Here is a 12,409-nt window from a genome sequence, read left to right as displayed (position 1 = left end):
AGCTCCATCAGCGACCGCTAAAGCGCGGTCGCCCATCATCGAATGACTTCGATAATGCTTTTATTACATCATACCGCCCATGAGACAAATACGTTTTTATGCGTTTTTTGAGTCTTTTAGTGGCGATTTTATCCGATATTCTTCAGAAATCAGTTCGATAAATCCATGTGAGTAAGATGTGTGGGTAGAGTTTGTGGGCAAGATGTGGGCACGTTGTGGGTATTCGTATATCCTTCCAGTCGGTAATCGGTGCAATATTATAATTTACCAACGGTCGCGAGAATGTGCATTCATTCCCGACTTACAGGTCACGACTGCTTGTCATGTTTCTGACAGTATGCCTTCAAATCACTAAGATCATATATTTCTTTTTCATCGATTGCAGCCCTAAGTGAATAAGAAGTTAATTTTAGGAAGGATATCAATTAGTGCCGTACATTGACACATATTATGACCATTTTTTCTTGCAATAATCCTCGATAATAGGGATAAAATCCTTGCTCCAAACAAACCTTTTATTCCTATCAAAATAACCGTAAGTCGTATTATCTCTGTCGATTTCCAATTCATATTTCCATACAGATTCTAACCAAAAGGTGCTGAATTTCGTATAACCCTTTTGTTTTATAAGTTCCACTAAATTCTTCGCATATAATGGTTTTTCCTCAGGATTAAGCAATGAAGTACGAGCGCTTTCTTTCTTACAGTATTCTTCTACAACAGCAATCCAATTTTCATACCACATCCACTGTGTTTTTGTAATATATAGTCCATATTGATCTCTACTCCCTAATTCGTTTTTCCATAATCCTGTCATAGTTCCTGTTGTAAACCATGTATACCCTTTAGAGTGCATTAGCTCCACGATTTCTTTAGATAAATACTTTTTCTTTTCCGTTTCTTTTATGAGCATATAGGTTTTGTTCAAATTTTCAGCACCTTCTGTGCCATCTGGAACAAATTCAATAACTTGATCTGCTTGTCCTTTTCTTTTTGCATTCAGACGAGTAAATAAAACTCGATATGCATATCGTGGGTTTGTAACATCTTGGTCTGTTAGAGTCTCTTCAAATGAACATATAAAACTACTGACGTTTGAAGCAACTTTGATATTATTTTGTAATGCCTCTTTTTGAGAAGGCTGAATTGGAGAAAATTGAATAGCTAATCCTAATTGCCCATCAACGCCGTATTCAACACCAAACAACTCTTTTATGTAGTAATTGTAATTTATTGAGCATGCTTGAATTTTCGCACTAACAGTATGATCAATGTTTTGCGTCATCTGATGTTCTATTTCATGGCGCAAGCCAATCAAAAACTTCAAGTTCTCCGTAGTATCTTTATCAATCGGAGATTTCTTTTCGTCCAAGCATCTCTGTAATTCCCAGTGCTTAAACGCACCATATTTTGTTCGGTCATATACTTTCTTTTTGCCTGTCATATGCCAGTATCTATATTCAATAGATTTGTTTGCATAATAGCAATGAAGAAGATATGTCCATGCAATTACTGATAATGTAATGTAGTTTTCGGATTTAAATGTAATTTGGGGGTTATTATATATTTGAACTGCTGCAAGCATAGCTTCTCTTGACTTTATTAACAATTCCTTTTTTTTCATAATAAGCCCCCATTAATTAGTGATAGGTTATCCAAACTGCTCTGGCCCACAATGACATCTAATCCACTCTGTTCACTACAAAATCCGACCTATGGACTTATCCTTTTAAATTTTTACGAAATACTGCCTACGAGACAAATGCGTTTATATGTGCTTTTGAGTCTAAATATGGCGATTTCATCAGATGATCTTCGGAACTTATATCGATAAATACGTGTAAATAAGATATATGCTCAGAGTTTGTGGGCAAGCAATGTATCCCCATGACTCTAATAAACAAAACATCAACTAATTATACCTCTGTTTGATTTCAGCTATCCACTTTGGAAGTGTAGCAGTTAGTAGCATGTTATGTTTCAATTTATTACCGGCTATTTGGTTCATTGCTTTACTAAAATCAACACTACTAATGAGGTCATTAATATAAGGAACGATGGCAGGTTGTGCAGTAGAATAGGAAATTACAGATTTATAGAGTAACTTATTATCTATTCCCCACTCAGTGGCAAATTCATCAACAGCAAACTGTAGTTCATTTGCTTTCCAATTTTCAAATGCCACATCAAAGTTCATATTGCTTGATAGGTTTCCTGGTACAAGCTCAGTATCGACAAACTCCTTCAATAATTTGGCTTGCTCATACTCCCCCATATTACTTAACTCTTGAATTTGTTGATAAATAATGCGAAGTGTTTCATTATCCACTGTTTGTATACCATTCGATGTAGTAACTTTAGAACCAACTAAATTAAGAATATGGTTTGCATCAATGACTTGTGTTCCTGCTAATTTAGTTTTTCCAACAAGCGTATTGATTGGTCTTGGTTGAGTTGGACCTCCTGGCGTCCAAGTTAAGTTTCGATAAGCACCAACATACTGTAACCAAGTATGTTCATTAATACCAAATGCAATATCGTTCCACTTAAACTCATAATATTGCTCTACCAAATTCAGCTGCTCAGCAGCATCTTTAAAAGCAAGGATAAATGCTTCTTTTTCCTCATCATCATTTTCAATGCTTTGCCATTCAGTAGGATTAGGCAAGGTCAGAATCATTTCCTTGATTTTTATTTCCAACTTTTTCACAGCAGTATCATATGTATCAACAATTGCTTTACTGCTCTTACCGCCACTTCCATACAGTTTCAACGCAGTATTTACAATTTCCTCGGTAATTCGCGGATATTGAAAGTTAACGATCGTACCAAACTCTTTATTGAAACCAAACACGCGATTAGTTCTTGAATAAGCTTGTATCAAACTTTGAAGCTCAAGTGAACGGTCAACATACAACGTATTAAGACGTTTAGAATCGTAACCTGTCAGCAATTGGTCTGCCACAATCACTAAGTCTATATTTTTAGGGTTACGTCCGCTACCACCTCGAGTGGCACGTTCTACGAGATCTTCAAAGTAAGCATCCTCACCATGTTTTTTATCACCAGCAATAAACTGAATGCCCGCAAATGCTGCATAATCCTTAAACATAGCTTCTACAATTTTGGGATCTATTGGCGTAGGATCATTTTCATTTCCGAAACTAAATGTCATGGCTATGTTCAACTTTTCCCCACGTAACGTCAATTGCTTCTTAAATTCATCATAATAAGCTATAACTCGATTTTTATACTTAACTGTCAAAATAGCGTTGAACTGTCTACTTTGTGATTGTGATTCCCAGTTATTCAAAATCTCTTCAACTACACGCGGAATATGGGTTTCATCCTGGTATTCAAGCAGAACTCTTTTCTTAGCTTCCCTTTCAACATCAACCTCTGACAGCGCCTGAACTTTACGTTCAATTTCTTTGTCAGTTAATTCGGGGTGTTCTGCTTTCATTTTTTCAACTATTTGATCCCTTAAATCATCATAGTTTTTAAATTCCCCAGTATTGATGTAATCAACATGAAACCCCAATACGTTTTTGTCTGCAATTGCCTCATCAATCGTATATTGATGTAAATTAGGACCAAATAGCTTTTCAGTCGTATTAATAACCTCGCTTTTTTCATTGACCTTGCCTTTGATTTTATTTTCATCAAATAAAGGTGTGCCAGTAAAGCCGAAGAAAAGTCCATTTTTTTTGAAATAGCTTTTAATCGTTCCCATCATCTGTCCCATAGTCGTACGATGGGCTTCATCGATAATGAATACTATTTTTTTATCTGCTAAACTACTATCCTTCGAATCTTCTAGCTCCTTAACTAGCACATTCAGTTTGAATGTCGTTGTTACCACAATTCCATTTTTTGCAGACTTAAGTATCTTTTTTAGTTGGTAGGTATGTTTCGTATCATCAACAGAAACAGGCTCATAAGAAGCATAAGCCTTAAAGTTTTCACTGGTTCGATTGTCCAATTCACGTCTATCAACAAGAAAGACGACATTATCAAATCCTGCTCTAGTTGATAAGAACAAAGCGGTCTTGAAACTCGTGATCGTCTTTCCCGAACCAGTAGTATGCCAAACAAAACCACCGTGAGGTTGTTTGGCATCATTATCCCAACCAAATGCCGCCCCTTCAACGGCTTGTAAAGCGTGAACTTGATAAGGACGTAATAACATATGCCGTCGATTTTCCTCATCACGAGCTTCATCAATGACTAAGTAATCTCCAACCATCTGATGTGCCATTGGAATCATTAAAAATTGACCAATCACTTTTTCCCAATCGTTTACAACATGATTTACTTTATCCGACCAATGAAAAACAAAACTAGGGTTAAAATCTCCTATTTTTTTCGGAGTAGCGAAATAGCGAGTAGCAATTTCCGAGGTAATCACCATCATCTGTGAAAAAGCCATGAAGTTATTACTATATTCTCCATCACGATAGTAGCGCATAAATTGTCCAAACGCCTCATCTAGCGTTTTGTCTGTTCGTTTTTGCTCGATATTAATTAACGGTAAACCATTGATAAGCAAGACAATATCAAAACGGTTGTTGTTTGATGTTTGAACTTCTCGAGCAATCCTATAGCTTGAGTCACCGCCGCGTACTTCAGCTTTCTTGAAGATTGTCAACGTAATTTGTTTCCTAGTAATATTGGGATGGTCATCACGGTAAATGCCATCTATTTTCCCTTTTGATTCTTCAATGGCTAGAATCTTGGCAGCCTCGTAACTATTATGAATCTGATTGACTTTTGCCATAATCTGACTAAATTCGTTATCCGTTAACGCTACACCTTCAAGTTGATCAGCATTGATACGGTTAAGTTCACTCCGCCAATGAGTAACTAAATCAGCAACAGTTACTTTTTGAATGTTTCCATTTAGAAAGTCAGGCGCTTCCCATTTATACTTTTTCAATTCACTGACGAACTTCTCTTGAAAAGTCTTCTCTGCTGCGCTTTTTGGTGCATTACTCATAACTTACACTCCTTTCTAGACAAACATCTCGTTAAGGTAAGCTTTTTTAATGCTTTGTAGTTTTTCTAACTTACGCTGATGAAGGGTGATGAGGTGGTCGAGTCGTTTGAAGAACGAACCGATTCGCTGCTGTTCTTCAATTTGAGGAATACTTACCTCGAATTTTTTCATTTCCGAAGCAAGAATATGTTTTATGGTATTTCCTGTAGTTATATTTTCTAATTTCCGTTTGGCTTCTCTCGTTTGAAATTGAATATTTAAAAAATATGGGTCTACCTGTTCTTTATATTCCTGAAACATAATAAGTGCATGAGCAGCCGTGCCGTCTAATTCCTCTCCTATTACGGCCGTATGACCCACATGTCCTGATTGCACCATTACTAAGTCACCGGTATGCAACCACTTATCTTTCTGTTTCTCATAAAATTCATCGTTTATAAAAATCTCTGTTATCCTATTAATTTGTCCGTCTTTTACATTATTAGATTCCAGATAAAAATTACCGGAGTCTACATAGTATGGAGTAGCTGTTCCAACAAATGCATTTCTGATTTTCTTATATATTGAGTCCAACTCACGCTGTTCCCAAGCGCCAGTAAATCCTGCAAATCTCCGTTTTGGCTCACGCTCACCTTCAATTGGAAACATTTCAGAAAGACACGCAGATTTTAATGCTTTCGTCTTTTCTAACTTACGCCGATGAATGGTGATGAGGTTGTCAAGGTTGGCAAAGAACTCTCCAATTTTTTTCTGTTCTTCAATTTCTGATAGTGTGATTGGTAGTATTTTCACTAGTTCAGCATTATAACTTTGCTGTTTTGTTCCTTGTGTGTAGTTAATGCCATACTCCTCACCAACTTTTCGATACCACTGGAATAGAAATTTTGTATCTAACACTTTTGATTGTGGAAACAGAGCCATACACGATTGATTTAAGGTTGTATCAATTCCAAGTATAGCGCAGTTTCCACGTGTTCCCGCAGCCTCCAGACCAGTAATTGCCATGACAAATATGCCTTTAGGAACAATCTTTAAATTAGCAACTTTTCGACCTATTTCAGTGATTTTTTCTACCGTTTCCGTTACAACTCCACGATTTAATTCGCCACTAGATAACCAATTAATATCACCGTTCCAATTGTCATCATTAAACCGTGATGGTGTCTGTCCGTTGTACATCTTTTCAATTACGTCACCTAACTTACGCTGTTTCCAAGCGTCAGTATTGTGAAACTCTTTAAATCGCCTTTTGGGTACTAAACTTGTTTCTTCAGTCATGATCCCACCACCAATTCACTCATCAAGGCTTCAAAAGCTGATTCGAAGCTACTAATTTCTTCATCAACAGCTGACAAAGTATCTGAATAACGAGTATACAACACTTGCAGTGTGTTCAACTCTATCTTTAATGGTTTCTCTACCAAACTAATCATAGCGTCCACAGTACTATCAAACCATTTTTCATACATCAAGCTGTCGATTTCTTCATCTGCTAATACCAAAATTCTTTCCTGAACGGCATCTCTTAGAGCTTTCTCATCAGCTTTCACGGCTTTGCTAAGCTCTGATTTATCTGCAAATAAATGCTCAACGTTTTTCAGTAAATCAAACTCAACTGTTCCCTTACTTACCTTTTTCAACTCTGCTTTGACTAATTTGTTGTCAAAAGCCTCTCCAGCTTCATTTAACGTATCACCTAAAGCATTGGCTTCATCACTGTCATCTACTTTTGCTGCTTCAACCAACTCTAATAGCTCTGCTTCAATCTCTTGAATGCGAGTTCTCTTTGTTTCAATTTCTTCTAACTCGTTACTATATAAACGTTTCGCTATCAAGTCATTCGGTATGATACTGCCAACCCAACCGTCCTGCTCTTCACGTTTCTTATCCCCAGTGCCTTTCGTTAGCATATTGGGTTCACGAGTACGTCCTGCCGTATAGAAATCACTTAATGAGATAATTTCTGTATCCTTTATCAGTGAACCTTTCCAAATCTCGGCCACAATCTGATATCCGTCATAAATATCAATATAATTGAATTCTGACAAAATCGATTTAATTTCAATAAGCATCTCATCCATAAGCTGATTCAAATTGCTATTGTTGTCTACGATTCTTAAAATGTCCCAGTACTTATCAATGTAAGTTTTTGCTTTGCTTTTCATATCTTCTGATATTGCAACAATACGTGAGTCGCTCAATATATCATCAGAAATTTCATTAATCGGTTTGACAAGTTCTACATAACCTTCACGAATTTTGCTCAAAAATCGTCCCAAAACATCAGGTACTATAGACTGTAAAATCTTTAAATCGTCAATATTCTTTTGTGGAATCCCACCAAGAAGATGAGCATCCACATCATGAGGAATTTCTTCATTAATCGCCTCAATATAGCGAGGAATGTTGAGGTTATACTGATTTTCAAGTATGTCATTACGAGTTGCTAAGTGACTATACCCTGCCTCCACCCTACGTTCAACATATGTATCGACGATTTTAGCGATATCTTTTTCTTGTAATACATTTTGCTTTCCAACTTTAATAAAGCTACGAGAAGCATCAATGATTAAAACTGGTTCATCAATTTTACGATTTTTCTTCAAGATAATGACGACTACAGGAATACCTGTATTCGTGAACAAATTATTCGGCAAACCAATAATGGCATCAATATAGTTTTTATCAATTAATCGTTCACGAATTTGTCCTTCAGATGATCCACGGAACAGTACACCATGTGGCAATACAATCGCCATCGTACCATTTTGACCTAAGTGGAATAGTCCATGTAAAAGAAACGCAAAATCCCCTTTGGAATCTGGCGGTAATACCCCAGCAATTTCAAAACGAGGATCGCTGACTTTCAACGCCGCCTTGTTCCAATTTTTAGCAGAGTATGGGGGATTCATAACGACCGCATCAAACTGTACACCTTCGTTTGGACGTTCAGGATCTTCTGGCCAGTCATGTGACAGCGTATCTCCATTTTTAATGGTCATTTTTTCTGGACGAACACCATGTAGTAATAAATTCATACGAGCTAAATTATAAGTTGCTGTATTCTTTTCTTGCCCGTAGTAGCTCAGATCCTTTTGAACATCTTTATTTAAATGCCTTTTAACCGTTAACAGTAATGAACCTGAACCCACAGTCGGATCATAAATGGAGTTGATATTTGACGTTTTTGCTACAATTTGTGCCATAACTTCACTGACCTGTTGAGGTGTGTAGAACTCTCCCGCCTTTTTCCCAGACTCCATTGCAAACTGACCGATGAGATACTCATACGCATCACCAAGTACATCACCTTTTTGCAATGCCACCATGTTTAAGTCTGCAAACAATAAAATCAGTGCCTTAATACTCTTATTACGTTCGTTTAAGTTGCTTCCAAGAGCGGTGTCAGTTAAATCGAGTGTAGAACTCGAGAATAATCCTTTGAATTCATTCGAATCACTAGACACAGCAATCGTACGTTCAAAGTTATTTAAGCTCTCCGTTACGTTTTGAACTTCAAAATTACCTGAATTAATGTCTATTAACCAAGTCTGATAAAGATATTCAGGACGTACATAATAACCAAGTACCCCTTGAATCATCTTATCTAGTTCTTCTCCGTATTCGGCTCTTGCTTTTGAATATTCCTCAACCATTTCGGATTCAGTTAGTTGCCCTAAACCGCTGGTCACTTTAAATGCCTCTAAAGTCTTATCACTCAAAAACTTATAGAACATCAATCCAAGCATATAATCTTTGTAACGGCTGGCATCCATTGAACCACGCAGTTCATTAGCCCCGTCCCATAACCTGCGTTTAATTTCTTCTGATGTAATCATTTCGTTCCTCCATTGATTTGTTTTGAGACTATAAATTAGTAGAAGTTGTTTAAAGAGTAAATTATGGATAACAATACTACACAACTTAAGTGGTACTACGACATATTAGTACGAGATTCAACAGCAAACTCGTTAAGTAATAAATAGAGTGTCGTTCTTACTAACCCCAGTCTATACAATTCTAGGTTATTACTTTATTCTATCATTTTGTCGAAACACCTGCCTTACTGCTCATTACCAAAACCATAAATATCCGTAGTTCAATCAGTCCATGATGGAAACTCGACATCAAATGCCCTACATGTCCGCTTAATTTTCTGCTTGTATGGGTAACACCAGTCTCTGAGCTCATAAATCACAATTTGTCGCTCACCTTCATTCTTCTCGTAATACCGCAGTTCTCTCTCCAGTTCTTGTGGAGTAAATATTCCGTGATCACCAGATTCCTTGCATGAATAGCAATAAAACCAATCATTCATATAATTATCCGCATTAGTCTCCAAAATATCCCCACAATGAGCCTCACATTTGTAAGACTCTATGATTGATAATTCTACTTCGCACTTATTACAATAAGGCTTTAGTATTCTAAAGGCCTCTTCAGCCATCTCTGCATGATTGAACACATAATTTAATCCCCAATGATAGGGATGCTGATGATGTTTGATTACATAGAGAATAAGATCCTCGTAACCGGCCAAATACAAGTCCTTGCCTATTTTATTGTAGATTCCCTCTCTCTCCTCATCTAAACTTCCATAATTTGCACCAGAGCCCTCAAGCCAGTACCATACCTTTCGTATTGGCCTCCAAGCAAATATTCGCTTCTGAAGCTTGCTAAGCTTCAACGTATATTGGTAAATCTCCCAAGCATATGGTCCATCATCGCCATCTACACGAATAAAGTCAGAATGTTCTTCAATCAACTCGTCGATTTCTTCAAGAAGCTGGTCAACAGCATCTTCTAAGTTTCTGGGGGTTTTATCCAGCGTTTGTTCCCAGTTATCCAGATGCTCAATATAAGCACGACGAAACAGCAGATAAGTATCCTCGTAAGGATGAGGTTCGAATGAAATATCGCGCTTATCATGATACTCCTCCATACAATCTTCAGAACAGTACTCAGTTCCTCTGGAATCAATGATATACTTCTCATCGGATTCTTTTCCACATTGAATACAACTCATCTTAGTTCCTCCTTAGTCTTTTCATTCACAAACATCGGTGAACGACCCAACAACGTCAGTCGCCATTCCAAGAAATCTGCATCTCCAGCTTCTAATCTGTATTTCTCTTCGATAATATTCATCGTGTTAATATAGGCTTCGCGTGAAACCAATAAATCTGATGGTTGCCTTGGAATCGAGCCGAATAATAGCACTAAGAACTCTTTATAAGCTAGGCTAATTCGATCAGCAGCGGAATCACCAAAAATAGTTTGAACGATTTCCTTAACAGCTGATTTTGCACTCTTTCTCTGTCCAACTGTCGAATAGGTTCCTTCGAAAATATCCGCGTGCACCGGGACAAATGTCATTAGCTTTTGGTGGAACTTCCCTATGTTCGTGCCGCGATAACTGAAATTAATGATCCTTTCCTGAAGATCCACGTTAATCTCAATATTTCCATCCCAGTATTGGCCATTTAGAATAGCAACCATCACCTGCTTTGACCGCAATTTCCGCAGTAGCAAGTCAAACAGCCAACCCTTTTTGTCTAGTGGTAATTGCCAAAAATGAACTACTCTTTCCCAACGTATGTCGCTGTTGGAGATAGATTTCAAATAAGCATGAGGCTTAATCTTCTCCTCGCCTTCCAACCCTTTCAATTTGAACCGCTCATCCATATTCAACTCTCCTCCAGTCAGTTATTTTCCATAATCAATCTGAAACGTGAGTAGGAGCTTTTGCTTTCCGAATATTAATATACACATGCATTCCGCAGAATTCTAATAACGTGAAAACATAGCCTATTGTTCGTATAGAGCAGAAATACAAATCTATATTATTACATTGATATAGACCTCAGATCATATAATCCCCACCTTGAAACACGTTCGGTTTATATGATTTGTATCGAAGTGCGCTAAGTATGTTTAAAAATTCCACTAGAAGAGGAGATGGCATTAATGCCAGCCAACATCGAAACCATGTTTTACGTAAGGCAAGCCCGTGGCACGGACTCAGAAATCGAGTCGAACACACACTTAGTTCAAAAGAAGTTCTACAAGCTGCCGAACTGGTTTGGGAAGTGATTCAGAAATCAATACAAACCGAGGGTTTCGTGGAAATCCACGGCTACAAAGCAAAGATCCGAGCAACCGCTGATCGGTTGCTCGGTATCGTTTCGGACAGGTACAAGATCGTTCAGAACCATGTGGCGTTTGCTTTCACCGATGAATTACATGGCGAAGGAGTACGCTTTGTACCCGCTGGGTTGCCAAGCCGCTTCGAGATACAGCTTCCTTCAAGGAAAACTTGTTCCTCCGAAAGATAGAGTTTGCCAGTGAGTTTCTCCGCTACGAATGGGGTAATGCTACAAAAGTTCTTATAGAGTTAAACTGATTCATTAGGGTTGGCTCTTTTTGTTTTGCATAAAGTATCACTTTATTTGAGAAGGAGATAAGGACCATGATAAAAACCACTTCTGAGGATCTTAAATCATTATTAGCATACTTGCTTCGCGAAAAGCCGGGGAGTTATATCGTCGAAGAAATACTTCACCGATTTCCTACGTTTGCTGAGCTGGTAGATATCACAGAGCAAGAACTTCTATCTATTGAAGGAGTTGGGAAAGCAAGAGCAAGGCAAATTGTAGCCACGCTCGAGCTTTCCCGCTTCATTTCAGCGCCGTTGCCTTCTATAGATACAATTCGGTCCCCCGAGGACGTTTACAAGCTGCTGGAACCAGAATTTCGACATTTAAAGCAGGAACAGTTCGTTTGTCTATTTCTCAATACAAAAAACGGGGTAGTTGCAAAAGAAGTTATATCAATTGGTTCTTTAAATGCCTGCATTGTTCATCCAAGGGAAGTTTTTCGTCCTGCCATAAAAAGAAGCTATGCATCGATAATATGTGCGCATAATCATCCGAGCGGTAATCCAGATCCAAGCCAGGAGGACATTGCGATTACTCAACGTCTAGTTGAATCAGGAAACATTATTGGAATTGAGTTGCTTGATCATGTTGTGATTGGCAGTGGCACATACGTAAGTTTAACAGAGCGGGGAGTTATATGAAGGGAAATTTCAAGTCGTACAGCAAAGTTAAACAATAAATTCTAATTGTATCGGAATAGCAAGAACACTGGTAGCTTCGCATGATTCGAGTATTAATTTATATATTATAGTTGTAGACGCTATGCTAGATAGCGATCATTGATCACACGGAACATACCAGTGTTTCGAGAAGGCTGTAACTATTATTTTAGATCTCTAAATGCTTAATAATCTGATATAGTGAATCCTGCTCTTCTTGGGAGCGGCCGTGAAGCTGTATAGTAATTTTCTGTGCAATAGTATAGTCAACTGTGTTTGTTAGATCAGAGTCAAAACGGAATAACTCCTCGAACGAT

8 protein-coding genes are annotated in these 12,409 nt (G+C 37.8%); 2 read left to right on the top strand and 6 right to left on the bottom strand.

Going from position 1 to position 12,409, the window contains the following annotated elements; all coding sequences use genetic code 11:
• Nucleotides 1-448: 448 nt before the first annotated feature.
• The 6 genes from DX130_RS21100 to DX130_RS21075 form a co-directional block, all read right to left on the bottom strand.
• On the bottom strand, nucleotides 449-1,624 hold the full coding sequence (locus DX130_RS21100) for a DUF3644 domain-containing protein (RefSeq protein ID WP_116048759.1): 1,176 nt from the start codon (nucleotides 1,622-1,624) through the stop codon (nucleotides 449-451).
• Between the two features lie 288 nt (nucleotides 1,625-1,912).
• The gene (locus tag DX130_RS21095) at nucleotides 1,913-4,996 is read right to left on the bottom strand and encodes a type I restriction endonuclease subunit R, EcoR124 family (RefSeq protein ID WP_116048758.1); all 3,084 of its coding nucleotides are present in this window, start codon (nucleotides 4,994-4,996) and stop codon (nucleotides 1,913-1,915) included.
• 15 nt (nucleotides 4,997-5,011) lie between these two features.
• Complete coding sequence (locus DX130_RS21090) at nucleotides 5,012-6,274, bottom strand: restriction endonuclease subunit S (protein WP_116048756.1); 1,263 nt, start codon at nucleotides 6,272-6,274, stop codon at nucleotides 5,012-5,014.
• The gene (locus tag DX130_RS21085; RefSeq protein ID WP_116048754.1) at nucleotides 6,271-8,835 is read right to left on the bottom strand and encodes a type I restriction-modification system subunit M; all 2,565 of its coding nucleotides are present in this window, start codon (nucleotides 8,833-8,835) and stop codon (nucleotides 6,271-6,273) included. Before DX130_RS21085 ends, DX130_RS21090 begins: the two co-directional genes overlap by 4 nt.
• Before the next feature lie 260 nt (nucleotides 8,836-9,095).
• Nucleotides 9,096-10,022, bottom strand: coding sequence for a hypothetical protein (locus DX130_RS21080; RefSeq protein WP_116048753.1), 927 nt, complete (start codon nucleotides 10,020-10,022; stop codon nucleotides 9,096-9,098).
• A complete protein-coding gene (locus tag DX130_RS21075) occupies nucleotides 10,019-10,681 on the bottom strand; it encodes a hypothetical protein (RefSeq protein WP_116048751.1) in 663 nt (220 codons plus the stop codon). Before DX130_RS21075 ends, DX130_RS21080 begins: the two co-directional genes overlap by 4 nt.
• 245 nt (nucleotides 10,682-10,926) lie before the next feature.
• Here DX130_RS21075 and DX130_RS26250 point away from each other — a divergent pair, with 245 nt between their 5' ends.
• Together DX130_RS26250 and radC are read left to right on the top strand one after the other, a co-directional pair.
• Nucleotides 10,927-11,331 carry a DUF932 domain-containing protein gene (locus tag DX130_RS26250; RefSeq protein WP_133297961.1) on the top strand — a complete coding sequence of 135 codons (405 nt, stop codon included), beginning with the start codon at nucleotides 10,927-10,929 and terminating at the stop codon, nucleotides 11,329-11,331.
• Nucleotides 11,332-11,465: 134 nt separating this feature from the next.
• Nucleotides 11,466-12,074, top strand: a complete 609-nt coding sequence (radC, locus tag DX130_RS21070; protein ID WP_116048750.1) for a RadC family protein — start codon at nucleotides 11,466-11,468, stop codon at nucleotides 12,072-12,074.
• Nucleotides 12,075-12,409 lie beyond the last annotated feature (335 nt).

This window comes from Paenibacillus paeoniae (assembly GCF_003388735.1).
Taxonomy (GTDB): domain Bacteria; phylum Bacillota; class Bacilli; order Paenibacillales; family Paenibacillaceae; genus Pristimantibacillus; species Pristimantibacillus paeoniae.
The sequence above is the reverse complement of the archived record's forward strand: the minus strand, read 5'-3'. Positions and strand labels throughout refer to the sequence as shown.

What these genes read in the sequence shown, in the direction of transcription:
- DX130_RS21100 (WP_116048759.1), bottom strand. Translation starts at nt 1,624, where the DNA reads ATGAAAAAAAAGGAATTGTTAATAAAGTCAAGAGAAGCTATGCTTGCA.
- DX130_RS21080 (WP_116048753.1), bottom strand. Translation starts at nt 10,022, where the DNA reads ATGAGTTGTATTCAATGTGGAAAAGAATCCGATGAGAAGTATATCATT.
- DX130_RS21075 (WP_116048751.1), bottom strand. Translation starts at nt 10,681, where the DNA reads ATGGATGAGCGGTTCAAATTGAAAGGGTTGGAAGGCGAGGAGAAGATT.
- radC (WP_116048750.1), top strand. Translation starts at nt 11,466, where the DNA reads ATGATAAAAACCACTTCTGAGGATCTTAAATCATTATTAGCATACTTG.
- DX130_RS21090 (WP_116048756.1), bottom strand. Translation starts at nt 6,274, where the DNA reads ATGACTGAAGAAACAAGTTTAGTACCCAAAAGGCGATTTAAAGAGTTT.
- DX130_RS26250 (WP_133297961.1), top strand. Translation starts at nt 10,927, where the DNA reads ATGTTTAAAAATTCCACTAGAAGAGGAGATGGCATTAATGCCAGCCAA.
- DX130_RS21095 (WP_116048758.1), bottom strand. Translation starts at nt 4,996, where the DNA reads ATGAGTAATGCACCAAAAAGCGCAGCAGAGAAGACTTTTCAAGAGAAG.
- DX130_RS21085 (WP_116048754.1), bottom strand. Translation starts at nt 8,835, where the DNA reads ATGATTACATCAGAAGAAATTAAACGCAGGTTATGGGACGGGGCTAAT.